A 24,199-nucleotide genomic window follows, 5' to 3' on the forward strand; every position below is an offset into this window, starting at 1 on the left:
GTCATCGGTCCTTCTCAGAGGCGGGACAGCAGGTCACACCTCGGTTCGAGACCGGACCCTTACACAGCTAATGAAACACCCTCCCTCCGGACGAGCTCATCGAACGCATCACCAACAACACTTCGCTACTTGCGCAACTGACGAATCCATATGAGGATCGAGACGCCCGCCGAACGACGCCCAGGAGACCCGATGGATGCACGCACCGAGCTCGAGTCCAAACCTGTGCTGGACCGGCAGGACCCCACCGAGCTGCAGCTCGCCGCCGCGGCCGACACCTTCGCCATGCTCGCCTCTCCCGCCCGTCTGCACCTGGTCAGCCTCATGATCACGGGCCGGTTCGACGTCGGCTCGCTGGCCGCCAAGGTCGGACTCAGCCTCCCCACGATCAGCCAGCACCTCAGCAAGCTGCGGCTGGCCGGCATCGTCTCCGCACATCGCGAAGGCCGCCACAGCTTCTACACCGTGGAGGACCCGCACGTGCTCTCGCTCGTCGAGCAGATCTTCGAGCACATCGCCCCGGACGGCACCCTCGCCCCGGATCCCCCGATGCCGGCCACCGCGCGACCTGCAGCACCACCGGCACCACGACCCGCAGCGCCGCCGCCAGAATCCTCCCTGCCCGTCCCCTCCGACAAGGACTCCCGCGCATGACCGCCCCGCATCCCGACACAGCCGCTCCACGGCCCGCCTCAGGCACGAAGGTGGACCTGCGGAAGTTCGCCTGGCTCTCCATCGTCACCGCGATCCTCACGATCGTGCTGAAGACCGGTGCCTGGGCGATGACGGGCTCCGTGGGCCTGCTCTCCGACGCCGCCGAGTCCACCGTGAACCTGGTCGCCGCGGTCGTCGCCCTGATCGCCCTGACCGTCGCCGCGCGTCCCGCCACCGAGCGCTTCCTCTACGGCCGGGCGAAGGCCGAGTACTTCTCGGCCGCCATCGAGGGCCTGATGATCTTCGTGGCCGCCGCCGTCATCATGGTCACCGCCGTCGAGCGGTTCGTGAACCCGCGCCCGCTCGAGAACCTCGGCATCGGCCTGGTCATCGTGGTGATCGCCTCCGTGCTCAACGGCGCGGTCGCCCTGGTGCTGCTGCGCGCCGGCAAGGCGCACCACTCGATCACCCTCCGCGCCGACGGCAAGCATCTGATGACCGACGTCGTCACCAGCGCCGGCATCCTGGTGGGCGTGGGACTGGTGGCGCTGACCGGGTGGGAGAGGCTCGACGCGATCGTCGCCTTCGCCGTCGGCGTGAACATCATCATCGCCGGCATCAGCCTGCTCACCGAGTCGGTGTCCGGACTGCTGGACAAGGCCCTTCCGGACGAGGACCACGAGATCATCACGGAGATCCTGCGCCGCCGCACCGACGGCGTGAGCACCACCTTCCATGGCCTCCAGACCCGCGAGGCGGGCCGCGAGCGCTTCATGACCGTGCACGTGCTCGTCCCCGACGAGTGGACCGTCAAGCACGGCCACGACTACATCGAGGACCTCGAGGACGAGCTCAAGGGCGCCCTGCCCGGGCTCACCGTGCTCACCCACCTCGAGCCGATCTCCGATCCGGCCAGCTACGAGGACATCCCGGAGGCCCACGTGCCGATCCATGGGGACGACCACGACCCGACCCGTCCGCCGCAGAGCTGAGGCGTCCAGCCCGAGCTCCGGGCTCCGGGCTCTGGGCTCTGGGCTCTGGGCTCTGGGCTCTGGGCTCTGGGCTCTGGGCTCTGGGCTCTGGGCTCTGGGCTCTGGGCCGACGGTCGGCGCCCGACGTGGATGACGTGTGTGGATCGTCCGCCCTCGGGCCTACGATGTGCCCACGAGCCGCCCGACCAGGAGGACGCATGAGCCAGAACCCGTACGACGCGCAGGCGCCGCAGGGCCGCACTCCGCCCACGCTGTCCGGCGAGCTGGTCCCGTCGGGGTACGTCGACCCTGGACGCGCCGCCGCCGGCGCTCGCAGCTACGACCCGCTCGCCGGATCGCAGCACCTGACCTACGCTCCCCTGCAGCCATACGGTCCGCCGCCCGGCCAGCCCGGCATGGGTGTGCCGCCGATATATGTGCCGACGCAGAAGAGCGTGGGCGTGGCCTTCGTGCTCACCTTCTTCTTCGGTCCGTTCGGGATGTTCTACTCGACCGTCGCCGGCGCCCTGATCATGCTCGGGATCGGCCTGGCCCTGGCTGTGCTCACCGGCATCGTCGTCTTCGTCATCTCGCTGATCACCCTCGGCCTGGGCTCCGTCCTCGTAATCCTTGCGCCGCTGGTCGGCATCCCGGTGTGGATCGGGAGCATAATCTGGGGTTGCGTCGCCGCCTCGAAGCACAACGAGCTCGTGCACGCCCAGATCGGCATGCAGTTCGCCGCCGGCGCCCAGTATGCGTCCGGCGGGCAGCAGGCGCCGGGCGGGTATCGCCCTCCCGGGTACTGACCTGCGCACTGATCCGAGCACAGGCCTGGGCACTGTCCCGAGTGCTGACCTGCCCTCCGCGGACCGCGCACCTCGCACAAGGAGCACCGTGACCAGCACCGAACCCTCCGGCCCCACGACCTCGCTCGACGAGCTCGCCGCCCAGCTGCGTGAGCAGCTCGGCGAGGACGCGGTGCCCTGGGTTCCCGACGCGGGCTACGGTGCGGACCGCGCGGTGCGTCCCGAGGCCGGCGCACGGTTCGTGCTGGTCCTCCCCCGGGATGTCGACGGGGTCCAGACCACGATGCGCCTCGCGAGCAGCACAGGCACACCGGTGGTGCCCCGGGGCGCGGGCTCCGGGCTCTCCGGCGGGGCCGCTGCCCGCGACGGCGTGATCGTGCTGGGGCTGGAACGGCTGACGACGATCCGCGAGATCGACCTTCTGGACGAGATCGCCGTCGTCGAGGCGGGCGTGATCACGGCGGATCTCTCCACGGCCCTCGCCCCGCACGGCGTCTTCTACGCCCCGGATCCGGCGAGCGTCGCGATCTCCACGATCGGCGGCAACATCGCCACGAATGCCGGAGGGCTGCACTGCGCGAAGTACGGGGTGACCCGTGAATCCGTGCTCGCTCTCGAGGTCGTGCTCGCCGACGGCAACTTGCTGCGCACCGGGCATCGGTCGATCAAAGGAGTCACCGGCCTCGACCTCACCCAGCTGCTGATCGGCTCCGAGGGAACCCTCGCCGTGGTGGTGGCGGCCACCGTGCGGATCCATCCGCTCCCGGTGGCCCGCCGCACCGTGCTGGCCCGCTTCCCCTCGGCCGCACAGGCAGCTGCGGGGGTCGGGGCGATCTCCCGCAGCCCCGTGCGGCCGGCGGCGACCGAGCTGCTGGACGCCGGAACCCTCGCCGACATCGACGCGTACACCGGAGCACGGATCGCCGACGGCGACAACGCGATGCTGCTGATCGAGCTCGACGGCTACGGCATCGAGGAGCAGGCGGCTGACCTCGTCCGGACTCTTACCGGTGCCGGGGCGGCCGTGCGCGTGATCGAGGACGAGACGGAGGCGGAGAAGCTCTGGGAGCTGCGCCGCTCCAGTCGTGCCGCGGGAGGCGGCCGGGCCCGCCTGGGCGAGGACGTGGCGGTGCCGAAGTCCCGGCTGGCAGAAGTCCTGGCCGAGCTCGAGGTGATCGGCCGCCGCCATGGGGTGCGCACCTCGGTGGTCGCCCATGCGGGCGACGGCAACCTCCACCCCGGTTTCTCGATGCCGGGCGTGCCCGAGGACCCCGCCGCCGAGCTGCCGGCGGCGATCCTCGACGCGGCCGACGACCTGGTCAGGATGGCTCTGGACCTCGGCGGCACGATCAGCGGCGAGCACGGCATCGGCTCCGCGAAGCAGCACTGGCTGGATCTCGAGCTCTCCCCCGACTCTCGGGCGCTGCAGCGCCGATTGAAGGACGCCTTCGACCCGCAGCACCTGCTGAATCCCGGCAAAGCACTGTGAGAGTGAGACATCGTCAAGATCGCACGTGCCGCTAAGTCACTGAGGCACTGATCCGCGGGGCCCGCGCCGCTCGCGGGCGTCAGGCAACCAGCCGTGCGCGCCGGTCACCCCGGCGCTCCCTTCAATCCCGGCATTCCGGTGCGAAGCGGCGTGGACGATGGCAGGATCAGGCCATGGTGACCCAGGACACACTTACCACGCCATCGCTGCCCTCCACCCGCACGCTCCTCCTCAACAACCTGGTCGCGGCCCTGATCGCGAGCGCGCTCATGATCTTCCTGCACGAGCAGGCGCACCTGGTGGCGGGGCTCGCCCTGGGGCATCCGTCGACCGTGTACTCCTTCGGCGTCAACCATCTCGGGTCCCCGTCGGAGGCGGATCAGGTGGTGATGCTCCTGGCCGGCCCGGCGTTCAGCCTCGTCACGGGCGTGCTGCTGCAGATCTGGACCCCGCTGCGGCGCCGTGCGGGCTTCGGACACCTGGTGTGGCTGTGGTTCGCCTTCACCTCGGTGCAGGAGGGCATCTCCTATCTGTGCCTGACCCCGATGGGAGCCGGGGACACCGGGATGGCGGCGCAGCTGCTGGGCCTGCCGCTGCCTCTCCAGCTGCTCGCCCTGCTGGCCGGAGTGGGCGGCATGTTCCTCAACGCCCGGGCCTTCGCCACGCACATGGCCCGCCATGCCGGCCCGGACCCGTACCGGCGCAACGCGATGACGCTCTTCCCATGGCTGTACGGGATGATCATCTCGGTGCTGCTGAGCATCGTGTACCTCGCGATCAGTCCGGCCGACGTCCCCGCCGGCAACCAGATCGCGATCCTCGCCGCCGGGACCGCGATCCTGGTGTTCGCGCCGATGGCGCACATCTTCTCCCGTGCCGTCACCGAGGTCCCGGTCGAGCCGCTGCGGCTGCGGGCGGTGCCCGTCGTCGGACTCGCGATCCTGGCCGCTCTCGTGCTCGGCAACATCCTGCTGAGCTTCGGGCTGCAGGTGGGGTGAGCGCGGAGGCGCGACCTGTCGGACGCAGGCGCTGTGTGCCGGACGCAGGCGCTGACGCCGGCACCACCACCCACGCTGCCCCCGACCCTGACCCTGGCCCTGGCCCTGGCCCTGGCCCTGAAGCTGCTCAGCCGATCAGCACCCGTGCCAGGTCGCGGTCCGAGGCGCTCAGCGCGTCCCGGTCGTAGGTCGATCCGGTCGCGAGGACCTCCTGCGCGCCGGTTCGCTCGAGGATCTGCTCGATGCGTCGGCGCACCGTGCTCGCCGAGCCGGCGACCGTGGTGGCGAGGCCCTTCTCCACGCGCCGTGATTCCGAGGAGCTCCAGGTCGTCGCGCGGATCCGCGCCACGGGCTCGAGCGAGTCGAACACACCCGTCGACCGGGACCGGGCCATCGCCCAGATCTCGGGCAGCGCGAGCTCCAGGGCCTCGTCGTCGGTGTCGGCGATCAGGGGGTCGAGGGAGACCACGATCTCCGGGGCGCTGCCGCGATGGGAGCGGAACGCGCCGCGGTAGGAGTCGAGCCGGGCCGGCAGCTCCGGGAAGTCCAGGATCGGGCCGCCGATCACCACGGGCAGGCCGAGGTCTGCGGCGGTGTCCATCCCGCTGCCGGTCGCGAGCACGAACAGGGGCACGTCGCCCACGGCGTCGGGGCGTGCGGTGAGCGGCGCGGCGCCCTCGAGGTGGTCGCGCACCCCGGCGATCTCCTGCGCGAAGGAGTCCGGGCTCGCCTCGAGCCGGCCCAGGGCATAGCGGACGGGCTCGGTGAATCCCAGCGACCTGCCCACGCCGAGATCGATGCGCCCCGGATACAGCGCGGCCAGCATGCGGAACTGCTCGGCGACCACGAGCGGGCGATGGTTGGGAAGCATCACGCCCCCGGAGCCGAGCCGGATCCGGGAGGTGCGGGCACCGATCGCTGCGAGGAGCACGGCCGGCGAGCCGCTCGCGATGCCGGGCACGGTGTGGTGCTCGGCCACCCAGAACCGCTCGTACCCGGCGCTCTCGGCCGCGATCGCCCGCTCGACTGAATGACCCAGCGCGGCCGATTCCGGCTGGCCATGGCGCATGCGGGAGCGGTCGAGCAGGGAGAGCCTCATGCCGTGATCAACGTGAGGCCCGGCCGAGTTCTTCCCGATTCTGCCGTCGAGAAGGTCTCATCTCCTCCCCTGCCACGCTCGCTGCGACGTGGCTAGGCTCGAGTCATGAATGCTCCTCATGTGCCGCTGTCGCTGCTCGATCTCGTCCCGATCTCGGAGGGCATGTCCACCCGGGAGGGCATCGAGGCCTCCATGGCCGGTGCGCAGGCCGCCGACCGCCTGGGCTATGAGCGCTACTGGTTCGCCGAGCACCACAACACCAACTCCCTCGCCTCCAGCGCGACCTCGCTGCTGATCGACCGTGCCGCCTCGCTGACGCAGCGGATCCGCGTGGGCTCCGGCGGCATCATGCTGCCCAACCACTCCCCGCTCGCGGTCATCGAGCAGTTCGGCACCCTGGTGCAGTTCCACGGGGACCGCATCGATCTGGGGCTGGGCCGGGCGCCGGGAACCGATCAGCTCACCGCACAGCTGCTGGCCCGCACCTCCGCGGAGCCGCAGGCGTTCATCGCCGCCGTCGAGCAGATGCGGGACTGGTCCCGCGAGGAGGCGACCTCCGGCGGTCTGCCGATCTCGGCGGACGTCGCCCGCGGCACCGAGGTGCCCATGTGGATCCTCGGCTCCACCGCCAACGGCGCGCGCCTGGCGGCCCAGCTCGGCCTGCCCTTCTCCGTCGCGTCCCACTTCGCGCCGTTCCAGTACCTCAAGGCGCTGGAGACCTACCGGGAGAACTTCGACCCCCGGGCGGAGGCCGCTCAGATCGACGCGCCGCACACCATGGTCGGCGTGAACCTGGTCGTCGCCGAGACCGACGAGGAGGCCCAGCGGCAGTTCACGACGCTGCAGCAGATGTTTCTCGGCGTGGTCACGGGCCAGCGCCAGAAGATCCAGCCGCCGCGTCCGATCGACGAGGTCGCCGCGCCCCACCTGGTGCAGCAGGTCGACCAGACCCTCTCGATCCGCGCCGTCGGCTCGCCGGCGACCGTGGTGCGCCAGCTCGAGGAGATCGTCGCGACCACGAAGGCCGACGAGCTCATCCTCACCGCCTACTCCTTCGACCCCGCCGACCGGCTGAAGGGCCTCGAGCTCCTCGCCGAGGCCTGGGGGCTGGACGCCTCGGCCCCCGTCGCTGGCTGACCTGCCGCCGGCTGACCTGCCGCCGCCCTCCCCGCCTCTGTCCCTCAGGCTTCCGACCTCCCCGCCTCGGCCCAACCCACTTCGTCCAGGGAGCATCGCCGTGACCAGTCCTCACCGCACTCGCACAGCAGGCCGCACCGCAGCGTGCGCCGTGGTCGCCGGCCTCTGCCTGTTCCCGCTCGCGAGCTGCGGGCTGCTGGGCGGGGACCGTGGTGAGGACGATGACAAGGGCGACAGGGGTGGCAGAGACTCCTCGTCGTGGGCCTACGACGAGGACTCGGCGCGCTACTACCGGCCGGAGCTGGTCACGCAGTCCACGGACCTGGTCTCCACGCACTTCCCGGGCCTGGACGACGTGCAGCGCGTGACGATCACGGACGGGCAGTTCACAGACCCCGACGGGCGTGAGCTGCTCCCGGCTCCGGACGACTACTGGTGGCAGGGCGTCGTCGAGCTCCCTGCTGAGCAGGTCGACTCGCTCGTGGAGGAGGCCCGGCAGCTGGAGGCGTCCGACGGCGGCGGCCAGGACGAGCCCGACACCGTGAGCGACGACGAGCTGCTCGACGTCATCGTCCCCACGCTCGAGCCGGAGCTCACGCCCTGCCCCGGCGGGTGGATCCCGCTGGCGGGCGTCGAGGCCCTCACCCAGGGGGCGAACATCTCCCACGGCGGGGACCTCCTCGAGATCGTCGTCGTGTGCGAGGGCGGGACCCAGCTGGTGACCTCTGCCCGCGACATGTGAGCCGCTCTCGACCTGCTCAGGTGACCGCGGGGCGCACGATCGCGGCGACCGCGGCGTGGTCGCTCGGGGCGCGGCCCTCGAGCAGATGCAGATGCGTGGTCGACCAGTCCACGTCCATCCCGAGGGTGAGGATCCAGTCGATCCTGATCTCCCCCACCACTGGCTCCCCGTAATCGGGGAACGTGCCGATGTCCTCGCCCTCGAAGGTGGCCGCGACGTCGTGCGCATCCGCGAAGCCCGCCGTCTGCAGCACATCCCACGGCGCGCTGCTGCCGCCGGCGGCGTTGAAGTCCCCCATCAGCACGGCGGGCGCGCCGTCGGCCGCCTGCTGGAGGCGCCGAGCCAGCAGCTCGGCGCCCTGCTCCCGGGCGCGCTCACCGGCATGGTCGAGATGGGTCACGGCGAGCACCAGCTCCTGCATCGTCTCCCGGTCACGCACCCGCGCCCAGACGGCGATGCGCGGACAGTGACCGTCCCAGCCCACGGAACCGATCAGCGCAGGCTGCTCGGAGAGCCAGAACTGGTCCCAGTCCAGCAGCTCGAGCCGGTCCCGGCGCAGGTAGAGCAGGTTGTGCTCGCCGCGCCCGCCGCCCTCGCGGCCGATGCCCAGGCGCTGGTGGGTCCGTGCCAGCGCCTCGTCGAGCACCGGGATCTGAGAGGCGAGCACCTCCTGGACGCCCACCACGTCGGCGTCGGCCGCAGCCAGCAGGTCCGAGAGAACCGGCGCCCGCTCACCCCAGTGATCCGGCTCCCCCGGTCGCGTCCCGCCATCGTGATAACGGATGTTCTGGGTGAGCATCGTCAGGGCCGGCGGCTGGGCATCGGGGAGGATCATCCCTCCATCCTCCGTGATCCGCGCATCTTTCGACAGGTCTATCGCGAACCCGGCCCGCCAGATGGCGCCGTATGACGGCGATGTGGGCCGACGGGTACGTCGACGTCGCATACTTGCCCCATGCGAGCACTGGTCCTGCAATCCGACTTCGGCCTCGACGACGGCGCGGTCAGCGCGATGTACGGCGTCGCCGTGGGCGTCGACCCCGCGCTGCGGATCCACGACGTCACCCACAACATCCCGCCGTACGACATCTGGGAGGGCTCCTACCGGCTCGCCCAGGTGCTCACCTACTGGCCCGAGGGCACGGTGTTCGTCTCCGTCGTCGACCCCGGGGTGGGTTCGGACCGCCTGTCCGTCGTGGCCCGCACCGGGACCGGCCATTACGTCGTGACCCCGGACAACGGCACCCTGACCCATCTCGAGAACATCTTCGGCATCACCGAGCTGCGGGAGATCGACGAGACCAGGAACCGTCGGCCCGGTTCGGAGGAGTCTTACACCTTCCACGGCCGGGACATCTATGCCTTCACCGGGGCCCGCCTCGCCGCCGGGGCGACCACCTTCGAGGAGGTCGGCCCCGTCGTCGACCTCGAGCAGATGGTGCGCCTGCCCGTCACCGAGCCCGAGCTGCGCGAGGGCGGCGTGGTCGGCATCATCGACACCCTCGACGTGCGCTACGGCTCGCTGTGGACCTCCATCCCCCACACTCTCTTCCGCGAGCTCGACGTCGCCCCCGGAGACCGGGTCACCGTGCGGGTCCACCATCACGACACGGTCGTGCACGCCACCCAGGTCACCTACGCCCGCAGCTTCGCGGCCGTCGAGGTCGGCGAATCGCTGCTCTACGTGAACTCCCTGGACCGGATGGCGATCGCCATCAACCGCGGTCACTACGCCCGCGCCTTCTCCCTCGGCACCGGCGCCTCCTGGCACGTCACCCTCGTGCTGGTGCGCTGAACGCCTCGACCCCGAAGGACCTCACCATGACCCGCTCCCACTCCCCCGTGACCCAGGTGGTCGCCATCGGCATCGGCGCCGCACTGTTCTTCGTGCTGGGCCGCTTCGCGGCGATCCCGACCCCGATCCCCAACACCTCGATCAACATCCAGTACGCGATCCTGGCCGTGTTCGCCGTGCTCTACGGCCCGTTCGTGGGTGCCCTCGCCGGCTTCATCGGTCACCTCCTCATCGACGTCACCGGGTACGGCATCTGGATCAGCTGGGAGCTCGCCTCCGGCGTGTTCGGCCTGGTCGTGGGAGCGCTGCTGCTCAAGAATGCGATCGCTGACGGGGAGTTCGGGACGTCCCTGGCGATCCGCCTGAACCTCTCGATCCTGCTCGCCAACGGGGTGGCCTGGCTGCTCATCGCACCCCTCGGCGACGTGCTGATCTACTCCGAACCGGCGAACAAGGTCTGGGCGCAGGGCGCGCTCGCCTTCGTCGCCAACTCGGTGACCGCCTGCATCCTGGCCACGATCATCCTGTCGGTGTACGCCCGCACCCGCACCCGGAGCGGGTCGCTGAGCCGCGACCAGTGACGGCCCCGCTGCTCGAGCTGCGCGGGTACACCTTCCAGTACCGCGCGCAGGCCGAGCCGACCCTGCACGACATCGACCTCACGGTGCGGCGCGGCGAGAAGATCGCGATCGTCGGTGCCTCGGGATCGGGGAAGTCGACGCTGCTCCATGCGCTCGACGGGCTGATCCCGCACCACTTCCGCGGCACCGCGAGCGGGACCGTGCGCGTGGCCGGGAACGATCCTGCCCAGGTGCCGCTCGTGGAGACGGCCACCGTGATCGGGACGGTGCTGCAGGACAGCAACAGCCAGTTCGTGGGGCTCACCGTGGCCGAGGACATCGCCTTCAGCCTCGAGAACCAGCAGGTCCCGCGCGCGGAGATGCCCTCGCGGATCAGGCGCGCCGCCGAGCTCGCCGGGATCGGCGACCGCCTGGAGGACGCCCCGCAGGCGCTCTCCGGCGGTCAGAAGCAGCGCGTGGCGATCGCCGGCGTGCTCGTCGACGACGTCGAGGTGCTGCTGCTGGACGAGCCGCTGGCGAACCTCGACCCCGCCTCCGGGCGCGCCGCCGTGGAGCTCCTGGACGATCTGCACCGCGATCACGGCCGCACCATCGTGATGGTCGAGCATCGCCTCGAGGACGTCCTGCATCGCGACGTCGACCGGGTTGTGCTCATGAGCGACGGGCGCATCATCGCCGATGCCGCGCCCGACCAGGTCCTCGCCTCCGGCCTGCTCGAGGAGCATGGCATCCGGCCCCCGCTGCACGTCACCGCCCTGCGCTACGCCGGGGCGCCGGTCACGGCCGCGCAGCGACCCTCGCGCAGCACCGACATCGCCCTGACCACCCAGCAGGTCGAGGCGGTGCGCGCCTGGGTGGAAGAGGGGTCGCCCGACGACGGCTCCGCCGACGCGCAGCGCTCCCGGGACGAGCGATCCGGGGATGCCGGCATCGCGCTGGACCTGCGGGACGTGCGCTGCGAGATCCCCGTCGGCCCCGACCGGAGCTCCGTGGTGCTCGAGGGCATCACCGCGCAGGTGCGCCGTGGAGAGATGCTCGGAGTGCTCGGGTCCAACGGCGCCGGCAAGTCGACCCTCGCCCGCGTGATCTGCGGCTTCGAGAGCCTCAGCGGCGGGGAGCTGCGCATCGGCGCCGCCGACGCCCGCGGCTGGAGCCTCGCCGAGCGCGGCGAGCACATCGGCTTCGTGCTGCAGGAGCCCGGCCAGATGCTCTCCCGGCCGCTGGTCACCGAGGAGATCGCGCTGGGACTGCGGGCCCGAGGCATCGGGGAGGACGAGATCGCCCGACGCACCACCATGGTGCTCGAGGCCTGCGGGCTCGCCCCGTTCCGCTCCTGGCCGGTCTCGGCGCTCAGCCACGGCCAGAAGAAGCGCGTGACCATCGCCTGCGTGCTCGCGCTCGAGCCCGAGGTGCTGATCCTCGACGAGCCCACCGCCGGGCAGGACTTCGCGCACTACACCGAGTTCATGGACTTCCTGCGCACGCTCCACGCCGCCGGGACCACGGTCCTGCTCATCACCCACGACATGCACCTCGCGCTCGAGTACGCCGACAGGGTGCTCGTGCTCTCGCAGGGCCACCTGCTGGCCGACGAGGACCCCGCCGTGGTGCTCACCGATCCGGCGCTCAGCGCCCGCGCCGACCTCGTGACCACCGGGCTGTACGACCTCGCCCGTCGCTGCGGCATCGAGGACCCCCACCGTCTCGTGCACCGCTTCGTCGCCGAGGACCGTGAGGTCCGGGCCGCCCAGGGGGATGCCGGATGAGCAGTCCGCTGCTGGGATACGTCGACCGCGAGGGGCCCCTCCATGCCCTGTCCGGGGTTTCGAAGCTCGCCCTCGCCCTCGGCGTCGTGCTCGGCGCGATGATCGGCTTCGACGTGCGCTATCTCGCCGCAGTCGCGGCCGGTTCCCTCGTGCTGTGGGCGGTCTCCGGGGTGCGGCTGCGGGACCTCTCCGTGGTGCTCTGGCTGATCACGATCTTCATGGTGCTCAACAACATCGGGATCTTCCTGTTCGCACCGGGCTACGGCACGGAGCTGTTCGGCACGCGGCACCTGCTGCTGGACGGGCCCTGGCGCTGGGATGTGACCTCCGAGCAGCTGTTCTACCAGCTCGCCGTCACGCTCAAGTACTTCGCGGTGCTGCCGGCCGTGCTGCTGTTCGTGGCCACCACCCGGCCGCCCGAGTTCGCCTCGTCGCTCGCCCGGATCGGGGTGCCCTACCGGTTCGCCTACGCCATCTCCCTCGCCCTTCGCTACATCCCCGACGTGCAGCGCGAGTTCCGCACCATCTCCCAGACCCAGCAGGCGCGCGGACTCGACACGTCCCGCGGCGCCGGCCTGCGCACCCGGCTGCGGAACCTCAGCTCGGTCCTGATGCCGCTGCTGCTGGGCACCTTCGACCGCATCGAGTCGGTCTCCGCCGCCATGGAGCTGCGCGGATTCGGGCGCGGGAGGCGTCGCACCTGGCTGGTCAGCACCCCCGTGCGCGGCCGCGACGTGCTGGTCATGCTCATCGCGGTGGTGCTCGTGGCAGTGCCGGTCGCGCTGCTCGTCGTCAACGGCGGGCGGTACTGGAACCCGTTCGCCTGAGGCGGAGAGGGCCACGGCGTGATCGCCGTGGCCCTCTCCGTCACGCTGTGGTCGACGCCGTCATGCTGTCGACCTCCTGCTCAGCGGGCGGCCGGTGTCATTCGCTGGACATGCCCAGCAGGTTCGGGATGAACATCGAGATCTGCGGGACGAAGACGATCAGCAGCAGGCCGATCACGAGCGGCACGTAGAACGGCAGCAGACGCCTGATCACCGGTTCGACCTTCATCCGACCCACCCGGGCCCCGACGAACAGGATCACTCCGACCGGCGGGGTGATCGTGCCCAAGCACAGGTTGAAGGTGATCATGAGGCCGAAGTGGATCGGGTCCACGCCCAGCTCGAGCGCGACCGGGAGGAAGATCGGGGTGAAGATCAGAATCGCCGGGGTCGGGTCCATGAACATGCCCACGACGAGCAGTGCCAGCATCATCAGCAGCAGCACGATGATCGGGGAGCTCGAGACCCCCAGCAGTGCGGTCGCGATGAACTGCGGGATGGTCGCGTAGGCGAGCACCCAGCCGAGCACCCCGGAGACCGCGATCAGCAGCAGCACCACGGCAGTCGTCCGCGTAGCCGAGAGGATCACCGCGGGCAGCTTCTTCACGGTCAGCTGACGGTAGATGAAGCCCAGCACCAGGGAGTAGACCACCGCGATCACGGCGGACTCGGTCGCGGTGAAGAACCCGGCCACCAGACCGCCGATGACGATGACCATCATGAAGACGGCGGGGACGGCGGCGAGCAGAGTGCGCAGTGCGGTCGCGAGGGTGAGCTCGCCGCGTGCGGCACCGTTGTCGGACCCGACCAGCGCGGGGTTGCGCTTGGCGGCCAGCCAGACCATGACGACGCAGGCGAGCATCCACACCAGGCCCGGGCCATACCCGGCGGCGAACAGCGTCGCGACCGAGGTGGAGGACACCAGCGAGTACACGATCAGCGTGTTCGACGGCGGGATCAGCATGCCCGAGGGGGCGGAGGCGACGTTCACCGCGGCGGCGAAGGCCGGGTCGTAGCCCTCCTTGCGCTGGCGCGGGCCGAGGATGCCTCCGACCGCCGCGGCCGAGGCCACGGCTGCGCCGGAGACGGACCCGAACAGGGCGTTGGCGACCACGTTGGTCTGGGCGAGGGAGCCGGGCATCCGGCCCACCAGCACCTTCGCCGCGTCGATCAGTCTGGCGGCGACGCCGCCGGTGTTCATGAGCTGCCCTGCCAGCACGAAGAACGGGATCGCGAGCAGGGAGAACGAGTTCGCGCCGGTGAACATCTGCTGGGCGGAGACGAACACTGCGGGCTCGAAGCCGATGACGGCGATGAGCGCCACCACGGAGGGCAGCCCGATCGCGATGGCGATGGGGGCGCCGATGGCGATGAGGACGAGGATGCCGATGATCAGGATGATCCCGGCGAGCATCGCGGGATCCATGATCAGTGCTCCTTCTCGGTGTCGGTGCGAGAACCGGGGCGTGCGGTGGTATCGGTCCGGACGCCCTGGTCGAGGTGAAGGTCGTGGTCCGGTTCGACGTCCTGGTCCTCGACGACCGCGGCGGCGGCTGCGGCGCCGGAGCTCTCGGCCGCCTCGTCGTCGGTCTCCTCGAGCGGGGCGAGCTCATCGCCGCGCAGTGCGAGAACGAGGTCCTCGAGAGCCAGGAAGGCGATCATCGTGCCGGTGACGGGCAGGGCGAGGTACATCAGCCCCACGGTGAAGGGGAAACCGGGGATCACCTGGTCCCAGGACATCGACATCCCGCGGATGCCTCCCCAGACCATGACCAGCACGGCGAAGGCGAGCGTGCATCCCTGCACGAGGACGATGAGCACGTGGCGGGCGACGCCCGGGGCGCGCAGCGCCAGGAAGTCGACGGCGATGTGGCCGCGCTCCCCGAAGACCAGCGTGGCGGCGAAGAGGCTCAGCCACACGAACATGTATTGCGCGGTGACGGTGGTCCAGGGGCTCGGTGCGCCGAGGACCTGGCGGGTGAACACCTGCCAGACCACGACCAGCACGAGCACCGAGAACAGCACGATGCACAGCACCTTGAGGACGTTGAGCAGTCCTTCACGGATCAACAGCATCAGGCACCTTCCTTCTCGCTCACGGCGCGGATCGCGTCGTACAGGGCGATGTCTGCGGGATCCTCGAGGATCGACAGCCCGGTCTCCTCGATGATCGGCAGGAACACGTCAGGATCGGGCTCGGTGATCACGACACCGCGGTCGAGCATCTCCTGGGTGGCGTCGGCGGTCTGCTGCTTCCAGATCTCGACGAACTCGCTCTGGGTGACGGCCCAGGCCTCGCGCAGGGCGTCGGCGTCCGCCTCGTCCATCCCCTCGAGGAGGTCTGTGTTCGCGAGCATGAAGTCGAAGCCGACGAGGTGGTTGGTCATCGTGAAGTGCTTGGCGACCTCGTAATGGCGCTGGGTGACGTAGGAGATCTCGTTGTTCTCCGCACCGTCGAGCACGCCGGCCTGCAGGCCGGTGTACACCTCGCTGTAGGCCATCGGGGTGGGCACCCCGCCCATGTTGGTGATCAGGCGCAGGAAGATCTCGGACTCCTGGACGCGGATCTTCATCCCGGCGAGGTCCTCGGGGGTCTCGATGGGACCCTTCGTGGTGTAGAGGTGCCGACCTCCCTGCGTGTATCCGCCGAGCACGGAGAGCCGCTTCTGCGGCTCGAGCGAGGCGAACAGCTCGCCGACGATCGACTCGTCGAGCATGACGCGGTTCTGGTGGTCGATGTCGTCGAACACCCCGGCCACGTTCATCGGGAGGAAGCGAGGCGAGGAGTTCTCGATCTGGGTGCCGGAGATGACCGCCATGTCGATCGCGCCGTCGGAGACCAGCTGCACCGTCTCCTGCTGGTCGCCCAGCGAGTTGTTCGCGTAGACGCGGGCACCGTAGCGGCCGTCGGTGGCCTCGGCGATGCGCTCGCCGAAGGAGATCAGCGAGCCGTAGCTGGGGTGCGACTCCGCCTGTCCGAGCGAGATGGACAGCACCCGGTCCACGTCGGTCACGGCACCCTCCTGGGTGGCGCAGCCCCCGAGCAGGGCGGTACCGGCACCGAGGACCGGGAGGGACGTCAGGAATCTCCGACGTCCCACTCCTTCCCGGGCTCCGTGACGGGGACCGGCGAGCGAGCGGGCAGCTCCTCGACGGCGGGACGATGGTGTTCGCACTGCATTCCTCCTCGAATGACGTCTCCGGACCGCGGTGCAGCCACGGCACGGACGTGCACTCGCCGCCGCGATGCCGTGTGCGGCAGCGGCCCGCGAGCGCTCCGGGGCCGAGTGGCGATGCGTCGAGGGGACTCCTGCGCAGGAGCCCTCACCGGCTCGTTGTCGAGCCCGAAGGCGACAATGCCCGGTCGCATCGCGTGGTCGACCCCGGTCAGGGTGCCAGGAGCTGAGAAACCGGTCTCAGGCGTTGCCGAGCATTGCCATCGCAGGGGGTGGTGAGATGAATCCCGCCGGCGCACCTCGCCTGGCATGCTGGAGCGCATGGCGACGCCACCCAGCACTGCCGCCCACGCTCCCGCACGGAGCACACCTCCGATCGGCGTGCTGCCGGCGGCGGGCGTCTCAGCCTCTGCCTTCCTGCTGTTCGGTCTCCAGCTCGCCGGGTGGGGGCACGGGGTGCTCCTCCTCGGTCTGCTGGCCGCCTTCCTCGTGTCCCGGGAGCTCGGCAAGGACCTCTCCCTGATCGGCCTGGGGATCGCCATCGTCTCGACCACCTCGGTGAAGGCGGATGTGGACTGGGACCGGTTCTTCACCATCGGCACCGTGCTGATCCTCGCCGTCTCCGCACCGCTGCTGGTGGACCGCCTGGTGCTGCGTCGCCGAGCGATCCGCTTCCCCTGGCTCTCCGGCGGGACATGGAACCGCTGGCAGATGGGATATATCGTCGCCGTCCCCGTGCTGGGCTGGCTGATCCTGCCCTACTACTTCATCACCTCGGGCGCCTACGAGAACTGGCCGCACATCACCGATGGCGGCGCGCTGGCACGGTTCTTCGTCGGCGTGAACTTCGTGGGCACCTGGGACGAGCTGTTCTTCATCTGCACGTGCTTCGCGCTGCTGCACCGCCACTTCCCGCTCTGGACGGCGAACGTCCTGCAGGCGGTCATCTTCGTCTCGTTCCTGTGGGAGCTCGGCTACCAGGAGTGGGGGCCGCTGCTCACCGCCCCCTTCGCGCTGCTGCAGGGCTGGCTGTTCTCCCGCACCGGCTCGCTGCTGTACGTGCTGATCGTGCACCTGCTGTTCGACGTGATGGTCTTCCTCGCCATCGTCCACGCGCACAATCCGGGCGTGGTCCCGATCTTCCTCGTCTGAGCCGAGCGGGGCCTGCTGGGCGGGCCGAGCTGAGCTGGGACGGCTGGGCTGGGCTGAGCGGGGCCGGCTGAGCCGAGCCGGCTCAGCGGCCGGCGAGCACCTCGCGGATCGCGGCGAGAGTCGCCGGGATCCCGGTGCGCGCGGCCTGCTGACGCAGAGCGATCTCCTCCTCGGCACGGTCGCCGTAGCGCTCGGCGAAGACCTCCTCGAAGTACGACGTCGTGCGCGTGTACTCGGTCAGCTCCGTCCCGCCGGCCGCGGTCGGTCGCAGCCGGTACCCCCACTCCGCCCGGCCGGGCCCCACCGACCAGGCGAAGTGCTCGCCCGGGGTGGCCACGATGACCTCCGACGTGGTCTGCCAGGTGCGCTCCGGGGTGTGGTTGAACCCTGTGAAACGGGCACCCACCCCTCTCTGCTCGTCCTCCCACTCGCACCTGAGGCACTGCTGGCTCCACTCCCCCGTCCGCGTGACATCGCTGAGCAGCGCGTACACCTCGTCCGGCGCGGCCGGAACGACGATCGAATCCTTCATCTCATAGGTCATGGCGCCATTGTCCCGTGGCCGGAGACACCGCGGAACAAGTGAGCAGTCCGCAATCTCGGCTGGCGTCCCGCAGGCGGATCCCGGATCCTGACGCCGCAGGGGCGGCCGATCTGCTCTCGGGGGCGGGCCGGCCAGCTGCCGATCTGATCTCGGATAGGGGCAACGGCGTCGAATGTCGTCAGCGGATGGTGCGCCGCTCACCCCGACCCGGCACCGCCCCTCAGCCGCCCTCAGCTCGTCCCTGCTGCACAGCGGGATACGAGCTTTCGTCTCCCGGCGAGGGCTCACGCTCCCCTGAGCCGCGAGCCCTCGCCCGGTGACGACAGTTCGTACGAGACACGGAGGATGTCTCAGGGACCGCTCGGGCGGCACAACGGCCAGGCACCCAGGGAACGCTCCGGCAGCACAGCGGGAATGCACCCCGAGGCACAGTGAAGGGCCCCGATCCTCCGGAGAGGATCGGGGCCCTTGACGCTCAGGAGAGCGGTGCGTGATCAGCCCTGGGACTGTTCCCGCCGTGCCGGTCCCCTGCCGCGGGGAAGCCCGCGACAGGTCGACCAGCAGGGGATCACATCATGCCGCCCATTCCGCCCATGCCGCCCATGTCGTCGCCGCCACCGGCCGGGGCCTTGGGCTCCGGCTTGTCGGCCACGACGGCCTCGGTGGTCAGGAACAGGCCCGCGATGGACGCTGCGTTCTGCAGCGCGGAGCGGGTGACCTTGACGGGGTCGATGATGCCGGCGGCGAGCAGGTTCTCGTACTCACCGGTGGCAGCGTTCAGACCCTCGCCCACGGGGAGGTGGATGACCTTCTCGGCCACGACGCCGCCCTCGAGACCGGCGTTGACCGCGATCTGCTTGAGCGGGGCCTGGATGGCGACCTTGACGATGTTCGCACCGGTCGCCTCGTCGCCGACGAGCGAGAGCTTGTCGAAGGTGTCCTTGCCGGCCTGCAGCAGCGCGACGCCGCCACCGGCGACGACGCCCTCGTCCACAGCGGCCTTGGCGTTGCGCACGGCATCCTCGATGCGGTGCTTGCGCTCCTTGAGCTCGACCTCGGTCGCCGCACCGGCCTTGATGACGGCCACGCCGCCGGCCAGCTTCGCGAGGCGCTCCTGGAGCTTCTCACGGTCGTAGTCCGAGTCCGAGTTCTCGATCTCGGCACGGATCTGGGACACGCGACCGGCGATGCGATCGGCGTCGCCGGTGCCCTCGACGATGGTGGTCTCGTCCTTGGTGACGACGATCTTGCGCGCCTGGCCGAGCTGCTCGAGACCGGCGGTCTCCAGCTTGAGGCCGACCTCCTCGGCGATGACCTGGCCACCGGTGAGGATGGCCATGTCCTCCAGCATCGCCTTGCGGCGATCGCCGAAGCCCGGGGCCTTGACTGCCACGGACTTGAAGGATCCCTTGAGCTTGTTGACGACGAGGACCGCGAGGGCCTCGCCCTCGATGTCCTCGGCGATGATCGCGAGGGGCTTGCCGGCCTGGATGACCTTCTCCAGCAGCGGCAGCAGGTCCTTGACCGAGGAGACCTTGGAGGACAGCAGGAGGATGTAGGGATCCTCCAGCACGGTCTCCTGGCGCTCGGCGTCGGTGACGAAGTAGGGCGAGATGTAGCCCTTGTCGAACCGCATGCCCTCGGTCAGCTCCAGCTCGAGGCCCATGGTGTTGGACTCCTCGACCGTGATGACGCCTTCCTTGCCGACCTTGTCCAGCGCCTCGGCGATGAGCTCGCCGATGGCCGGGTCAGCAGCGGAGATGCCCGCGGTGTGAGCGATCTGGTCCTTCGTCTCGATCTCCTTGGCCTGCTTGAGCAGGGTCTCGGAGACCGCGGCGACGGCCTGGTCGATGCCGCGCTTGAGCGCGATCGGATTGGCGCCGGCTGCGACGTTGCGCAGGCCTTCCTTGACGAGGGCCTGGGCGAGGACGGTGGCGGTGGTGGTGCCGTCGCCAGCGATGTCGTCAGTCTTCTTGGCGACCTCCTTGACGAGCTCGGCGCCGATGCGCTCGTAGGGATCGTCGAGTTCGATCTCCTTGGCGATCGACACGCCGTCGTTGGTGATGGTGGGCGCGCCCCAGGACTTCTCGAGCACGACGTTGCGGCCCTTGGGACCGAGGGTGACCTTGACGGCGTCGGCGAGCTGGTTCATTCCGCGCTCGAGACCGCGCCGGGCCTCTTCGTCATAAGAGATGAGCTTGGCCATTGTGGAATCTCTCCCGTGTGGTGTGGTGTCCACCCGACCCTGTGCCCGCGACGGACGAGACCCCGCACCGTGTTCATGTCCCACGGCGCAGAGCCCCTCACGGGGCCGGAATGTTCGTGGCCGGTCAGCAGTGTTCTGCTGTCCGATCAGGCTCACGACTCCCGAGCGCGGCGACACCCGGAGGTGCTGTCACTCTCGATCATCGAGTGCCAGAACATCATAAGCACTCGGAGCCGGAGAGTGCTAACTCCAGAGGCCCGGATCCCACCATTCCGCTCTGGGCCGACCGGAATCACAGCAGACAGCAGAACGCGCGCCGCCCGTTCCGGTGGGAAGAGCGGCGCGCGTCCGAAGTGCTGAGTGCGGCGGCGATCAGCCCTCGTCGCCGCCCTCCTCGTCGTTGCCGGACTCCGGATCGTCGACGGCCACGTAGGTGATGCGGGCCTCGTACTCGTCGCTCTGCCGGGCCTCCCCGGCACCGACCTCGTCCGCGAGGGCCTGAGCCGTCTCGGCGTCCTCCTGGTCGTGGTAGAAGACCACCGGCTCCTGCTGGACGTTGTCCGCGGTGCCCACGCCGACCTCGGCCCAGTCCGAGTCCTCGAGCGTGGACTGCCACCTGCCGGCCAGACCGTTGATCCCTCCGGCGTTGATGACCTGGATCGGGATGGACTTGTCCGCCTCGGGGGCGGGAGTCTCCTCCTCCGTGGTCTCCTCAGCAGGTGCTTCGCTGGACTCGCTCGCGGCCGGCGTCGTCGGATCCTGAGCGCGCTCGTCGCCGTCGCCGCCTCGGCCGCCGATGAGGAAGAGCAGCACGATCAGCATCACGAGCGCGGCTCCGATGATGATGATGTAGAGCAGGTTCTGGCGCCAGAACGGCTCCTCGGCGCGATGCGCGCCGTGGAAGGACACGGCGTCGGCCTCGTCATCGAATCGGTCCGGCGGGAAGGGATACTGGGAATCAGCCACGGCCCCATTAAACCTGCTTCGCGCGGTGAGGGTGTGGAGCACACGCCCCGTCGGCCGTTCCGTCGGGCGGCGAGGACGGTCCCTCAGGCGACGCGACCGGTGCCGCGGCTCGGCGCGGCACCGTCCTCGGAGGTGCGTCGGCCGCGCAGCCGGTTGACCACGGCCGGTGCCGCCCGCAGCGCCGCCGGATCATCGAGCAGCGAGTTCAGGCGCACGTAATAGGCCACTTTCGAGATCCCGATCTCCTCGCGGATCGCGCGCTCCTTGGCGCCGACGTAGCGGAAGGTGCGGGATTCCAGCGCGAGGATCATCCGGTCGCGCTCGACCAATCCGCCCTGCGGACCCGGAAGTGATTGGTCGCTCACGTCGTCCGGCGCGTCACCGCGGCCGGCGCCGGGCTCGGAGCCCTCCGCAGGGTCCCCCAGCAGGCCGACGTCCCCCACGCCACCGCCCCTCGCGGCACCCATGTCGTGATCCGGTTCACGGCCCGGCTCGCGGCCCGTCCCGCGCTGGGCGCGGTCGGGATCCTGGGCAGGGTCGACGGGCATGGGTCGAGGCTACGCGGGAGCGGGCCCCTCCCGAATCCGGCTCGCCGCACCGCCCCGGGCGGTGGAAGACTGCTCACATGCCGACCCCGCTCACCGAGACCATCAGCACCGATTGGGCCCGCGCGCTCTCCCCCGTCGAGGGCCGGATCCATGCTCTGGGCGAGTTCCTGCGCGCCGAGATCGACTCCGGCCGCGGATACCTCCCTGAGGGCGATGCGGTGCTGCGGGCCTTCACCCGGCCGATGTCGGAGGTGCGCGTGCTCATCGTGGGCCAGGATCCCTACCCGACCCCGGGTCATCCCCTCGGGCTCTCCTTCGCCGTGCACCGCGACGTGCGGCCGCTGCCCCGGTCCCTCGCGAACATCTATACCGAGCTGGAGAGCGACCTCGGGATCCCGCGGGCCGCGCACGGGGACCTCACCGCCTGGCAGGACCAGGGCGTGCTGCTGCTGAACCGGGTCCTGACCGTGACTCCGGGAGCTCCTGCCTCGCATCGCAAGCAGGGCTGGGAGCAGGTCACCGACGCGGCGATCCAGGCACTGGTCGCTCGAGGCGGGCCGCTCGTGGCGATCCTGTGGGGTCGTGATGCCCAGTCGCTGATCCCGGCGCTCGGCGAGGTGCCCTACGTCGCGAGCCCGCATCCCAGCCCGCTGTCCGCCTCCCGCGGGTTCTTCGGGTCTCGTCCGTTCTCCCAGGTCAACGAGCTTCTCGAAGCACAGGGCGCCTCCCCGATCGACTGGCGGATCCCCGAGTGACGACAGGGCCCGACGGCGTACTCCGCGGCACCTCGGAAGCGCACTACTGTAGGGGCACGCCGAGCGCCCGGCCCACCCTCACTGCCGCGGAGGATCCGATGCCCCTGAACCCCAGCCAGTTCTCACCCCAGGGTCCCGGGGTCGACTACGACCCCCACTGGTACCGCAAGGCCGTCTTCTACGAGGTGCTCGTGCGCGCGTTCGCGGACGGCAACGGGGATGGTACCGGTGATTTCACCGGCCTCATCGAGCGCCTGGACTATCTGCAGTGGCTGGGGATCGACTGTCTCTGGCTGCCGCCGTTCATGGCCTCCCCGCTGCGCGACGGCGGCTACGACATCGCCGACTACGAGGCGGTGCTGCCGGAGTTCGGGTCGATCACCGACTTCGAGCGTCTGGTCTCCGAGGCCCATCAGCGCGGCATCCGCGTGATCATCGATCTGCCGATGAACCACACCTCGGACAAGCACCCGTGGTTCCTGGAGTCCCGCTCGGATCCCGAGGGCCCGTACGGCGACTTCTACGTCTGGTCGGACACCGACGAGAAGTACTCCGAGGCCCGCATCATCTTCGTGGACACCGAGGAGTCGAACTGGTCCTTCGACCCGGTGCGCCGCCAGTTCTTCTGGCACCGCTTCTTCTCCCACCAGCCCGATCTGAACTTCGAGAACCCGAAGGTCCGCGAGGCCATGTTCGACGTGGTGAGGTTCTGGATGGACAAGGGCATCGACGGGTTCCGGGCCGATGCGATCCCCTATCTCTTCGAGGAAGAGGGATCCGACGGGGAGAACCTCCCTGCCACCCACGACTTCCTCGCCGAGCTACGCACCTTCGTCGACGAGCACTGGCCGGGCCGGGTGATCGTCGCCGAGGCCAACCAGTGGCCCAGCGACGTCGTGGACTACTTCGGGACCGACGACAAGCCCGAGTGCCACATGTGCTTCCACTTCCCGGTGATGCCCCGCCTGTTCTATGCCCTGCGCGAGGGCAGCGCCCGGCAGATCATCGACATCCTCGAGGACACCCCGGAGATCCCCACGGGCGCTCAGTGGGGGACCTTCCTGCGCAACCATGACGAGCTGACCCTGGAGATGGTCACCGGCGAGGAGCGCTCCGCGATGCTCGGCTGGTACGCACCGGACTCCCGGATGCGGGCGAACGTCGGCATCCGTCGGCGCCTCGCACCCCTGCTGGACAACTCCCGCGGCGAGCTCGAGCTGATCCACGCGCTGCTGCTGTCGCTGCCCGGCTCCCCGTTCCTCTACTACGGCGACGAGATCGCGATGGGCGACAACATCTGGCTCACCGATCGCGACGCGGTGCGCACCCCGATGCAGTGGACCCCGGACCGCAACGCCGGCTTCAGCGAGATCACCGACCCCGGCAAGCTGTACCTGCCGGTGATCCAGTCCCTCGTCTACCACTACGCCACCACCAACGTGGAGGCGCAGATGGCCCATTCGAGCTCGCTGCTGCACTTCGTGCGCTGGATGCTCGCGGTGCGCAAGGAGCACGAGGCCTTCGGCATGGGTGCCTATCGCAACGTCCCGGCGGACTCCGACCGGGTGCTGGCCTTCACCCGCACCTACGACGGCGCCGAGCACGGCGAGGAGGCGTCCTTCCATGCGGAGACCCTGCTGTGCGTGTTCAACCTGTCCGGGCAGCCGGTCACGGCGAGCCTCGATTTCGGAGGGCTCGCACGGCGCACCGTGCGTGATCTGTTCGGGGGCCATGAGTTCCCGCCCGTCGCGGAGGACGGCTCGCTGACCGTGATGCTCGGGGCGCACGGCTACTACTGGCTGAAGGTGCGCGAGCTGCACCCCGACGGGGAGCCGATGACCGTCACCACCGCCATGCCGGTGATCGCCGCGGAGGAGTGATCATCGTGCTGGACGTCCTGGCGGTGCCGGCCTGAGGTCGCCGCGGGGGATGCACGGCCATGCGGTGCGTCACGCGGCGCGTGGACCGTCGGCCCGTGCCGACCCGC

General features: G+C 69.9%; 23 protein-coding genes. 14 read left to right on the plus strand and 9 right to left on the minus strand.

The window, feature by feature from the left end:
- The first annotated feature begins 192 nt into the window (after window positions 1–192).
- From ABD093_RS07665 to ABD093_RS07685, 5 genes are all read left to right on the plus strand, one after another.
- Window positions 193–654: an ArsR/SmtB family transcription factor gene (locus ABD093_RS07665; protein WP_193119465.1), complete on the plus strand. Its 462-nt coding sequence runs from the start codon at window positions 193–195 to the stop codon at window positions 652–654.
- Window positions 651–1,646 (plus strand): cation diffusion facilitator family transporter, encoded by a 996-nt coding sequence (locus ABD093_RS07670; RefSeq protein ID WP_193119466.1) that lies wholly within the window; start codon window positions 651–653, stop codon window positions 1,644–1,646. Before ABD093_RS07665 ends, ABD093_RS07670 begins: the two co-directional genes overlap by 4 nt.
- A gap of 197 nt (window positions 1,647–1,843) precedes the next feature.
- Entirely contained in the window at window positions 1,844–2,431 is a 588-nt protein-coding gene (locus ABD093_RS07675; protein ID WP_193118116.1) for a hypothetical protein, read from the plus strand.
- 88 nt (window positions 2,432–2,519) lie between these two features.
- The gene (locus ABD093_RS07680) at window positions 2,520–3,920 is read left to right on the plus strand and encodes an FAD-binding oxidoreductase (protein ID WP_319021603.1); all 1,401 of its coding nucleotides are present in this window, start codon (window positions 2,520–2,522) and stop codon (window positions 3,918–3,920) included.
- 173 nt (window positions 3,921–4,093) lie between these two features.
- Window positions 4,094–4,918, plus strand: a complete 825-nt coding sequence (locus ABD093_RS07685; RefSeq protein WP_193118009.1) for a hypothetical protein — start codon at window positions 4,094–4,096, stop codon at window positions 4,916–4,918.
- 127 nt (window positions 4,919–5,045) lie between these two features.
- Here ABD093_RS07685 and ABD093_RS07690 read toward each other — a convergent pair whose 3' ends face one another.
- Window positions 5,046–6,017, minus strand: coding sequence for an MsnO8 family LLM class oxidoreductase (locus ABD093_RS07690; RefSeq protein WP_343923494.1), 972 nt, complete (start codon window positions 6,015–6,017; stop codon window positions 5,046–5,048).
- Between the two features lie 105 nt (window positions 6,018–6,122).
- Here ABD093_RS07690 and ABD093_RS07695 point away from each other — a divergent pair, with 105 nt between their 5' ends.
- Window positions 6,123–7,154: an LLM class flavin-dependent oxidoreductase gene (locus ABD093_RS07695; RefSeq protein WP_193118011.1), complete on the plus strand. Its 1,032-nt coding sequence runs from the start codon at window positions 6,123–6,125 to the stop codon at window positions 7,152–7,154.
- Window positions 7,155–7,254: 100 nt separating this feature from the next.
- Window positions 7,255–7,896, plus strand: a complete 642-nt coding sequence (locus ABD093_RS07700; RefSeq protein ID WP_193118012.1) for a hypothetical protein — start codon at window positions 7,255–7,257, stop codon at window positions 7,894–7,896.
- Window positions 7,897–7,912: 16 nt separating this feature from the next.
- Here ABD093_RS07700 and ABD093_RS07705 read toward each other — a convergent pair whose 3' ends face one another.
- Window positions 7,913–8,731, minus strand: a complete 819-nt coding sequence (locus tag ABD093_RS07705) for an endonuclease/exonuclease/phosphatase family protein (protein ID WP_343923495.1) — start codon at window positions 8,729–8,731, stop codon at window positions 7,913–7,915.
- A gap of 120 nt (window positions 8,732–8,851) precedes the next feature.
- Between ABD093_RS07705 and ABD093_RS07710 the strand changes: the two genes are divergently transcribed.
- Genes ABD093_RS07710 through ABD093_RS07725 form a run of 4 tightly spaced genes read left to right on the plus strand, consistent with a single transcriptional unit; the run spans window position 8,852 to window position 12,865 of the window.
- Entirely contained in the window at window positions 8,852–9,691 is an 840-nt protein-coding gene (locus tag ABD093_RS07710) for an SAM hydrolase/SAM-dependent halogenase family protein (RefSeq protein ID WP_343923497.1), read from the plus strand.
- A 26-nt stretch (window positions 9,692–9,717) separates the two neighbouring features.
- The gene (locus ABD093_RS07715; protein ID WP_193118015.1) at window positions 9,718–10,272 is read left to right on the plus strand and encodes an ECF-type riboflavin transporter substrate-binding protein; all 555 of its coding nucleotides are present in this window, start codon (window positions 9,718–9,720) and stop codon (window positions 10,270–10,272) included.
- Entirely contained in the window at window positions 10,269–12,038 is a 1,770-nt protein-coding gene (locus tag ABD093_RS07720) for an ABC transporter ATP-binding protein (protein WP_193118016.1), read from the plus strand. Before ABD093_RS07715 ends, ABD093_RS07720 begins: the two co-directional genes overlap by 4 nt.
- Window positions 12,035–12,865: an energy-coupling factor transporter transmembrane component T family protein gene (locus ABD093_RS07725; protein ID WP_343923499.1), complete on the plus strand. Its 831-nt coding sequence runs from the start codon at window positions 12,035–12,037 to the stop codon at window positions 12,863–12,865. Before ABD093_RS07720 ends, ABD093_RS07725 begins: the two co-directional genes overlap by 4 nt.
- A gap of 97 nt (window positions 12,866–12,962) precedes the next feature.
- On the opposite strand, the gene ABD093_RS07730 is transcribed toward ABD093_RS07725, so the two are convergent.
- From ABD093_RS07730 to ABD093_RS07740, 3 genes are read right to left on the minus strand one after another with little or no spacing between them, the layout of a single operon-like run.
- The gene (locus tag ABD093_RS07730) at window positions 12,963–14,291 is read right to left on the minus strand and encodes a TRAP transporter large permease (RefSeq protein ID WP_343923501.1); all 1,329 of its coding nucleotides are present in this window, start codon (window positions 14,289–14,291) and stop codon (window positions 12,963–12,965) included.
- Between the two features lie 2 nt (window positions 14,292–14,293).
- Window positions 14,294–14,941, minus strand: coding sequence for a TRAP transporter small permease (locus ABD093_RS07735; protein ID WP_343923503.1), 648 nt, complete (start codon window positions 14,939–14,941; stop codon window positions 14,294–14,296).
- Window positions 14,941–15,879, minus strand: coding sequence for a TRAP transporter substrate-binding protein (locus ABD093_RS07740; protein ID WP_343923505.1), 939 nt, complete (start codon window positions 15,877–15,879; stop codon window positions 14,941–14,943). The genes ABD093_RS07735 and ABD093_RS07740 overlap by 1 nt, the downstream gene beginning before the upstream one ends.
- 483 nt (window positions 15,880–16,362) lie before the next feature.
- Between ABD093_RS07740 and ABD093_RS07745 the strand changes: the two genes are divergently transcribed.
- Window positions 16,363–17,193 carry a CPBP family intramembrane glutamic endopeptidase gene (locus tag ABD093_RS07745; RefSeq protein WP_343923507.1) on the plus strand — a complete coding sequence of 277 codons (831 nt, stop codon included), beginning with the start codon at window positions 16,363–16,365 and terminating at the stop codon, window positions 17,191–17,193.
- Window positions 17,194–17,275: 82 nt separating this feature from the next.
- On the opposite strand, the gene ABD093_RS07750 is transcribed toward ABD093_RS07745, so the two are convergent.
- The 4 genes from ABD093_RS07750 to ABD093_RS07765 form a co-directional block, all read right to left on the minus strand.
- Window positions 17,276–17,737 (minus strand): SRPBCC family protein, encoded by a 462-nt coding sequence (locus ABD093_RS07750; RefSeq protein ID WP_343923509.1) that lies wholly within the window; start codon window positions 17,735–17,737, stop codon window positions 17,276–17,278.
- 568 nt (window positions 17,738–18,305) lie between these two features.
- A complete protein-coding gene (gene groL, locus ABD093_RS07755; protein WP_193118023.1) occupies window positions 18,306–19,943 on the minus strand; it encodes a chaperonin GroEL in 1,638 nt (545 codons plus the stop codon).
- 372 nt (window positions 19,944–20,315) lie between these two features.
- Window positions 20,316–20,909 carry a LytR C-terminal domain-containing protein gene (locus tag ABD093_RS07760; protein ID WP_193118024.1) on the minus strand — a complete coding sequence of 198 codons (594 nt, stop codon included), beginning with the start codon at window positions 20,907–20,909 and terminating at the stop codon, window positions 20,316–20,318.
- Window positions 20,910–20,992: 83 nt separating this feature from the next.
- The gene (locus ABD093_RS07765; protein WP_226850424.1) at window positions 20,993–21,457 is read right to left on the minus strand and encodes a DUF3263 domain-containing protein; all 465 of its coding nucleotides are present in this window, start codon (window positions 21,455–21,457) and stop codon (window positions 20,993–20,995) included.
- 77 nt (window positions 21,458–21,534) lie between these two features.
- Here ABD093_RS07765 and ABD093_RS07770 point away from each other — a divergent pair, with 77 nt between their 5' ends.
- Together ABD093_RS07770 and treS are read left to right on the plus strand one after the other, a co-directional pair.
- The gene (locus ABD093_RS07770) at window positions 21,535–22,212 is read left to right on the plus strand and encodes a uracil-DNA glycosylase (protein WP_343923513.1); all 678 of its coding nucleotides are present in this window, start codon (window positions 21,535–21,537) and stop codon (window positions 22,210–22,212) included.
- A 98-nt stretch (window positions 22,213–22,310) separates the two neighbouring features.
- Window positions 22,311–24,092, plus strand: a complete 1,782-nt coding sequence (gene treS, locus ABD093_RS07775; RefSeq protein ID WP_343923515.1) for a maltose alpha-D-glucosyltransferase — start codon at window positions 22,311–22,313, stop codon at window positions 24,090–24,092.
- The last annotated feature ends 107 nt before the right edge of the window (window positions 24,093–24,199 follow it).

The organism is Brachybacterium tyrofermentans (assembly GCF_039526165.1).
Lineage (GTDB): Bacteria > Actinomycetota > Actinomycetes > Actinomycetales > Dermabacteraceae > Brachybacterium > Brachybacterium tyrofermentans.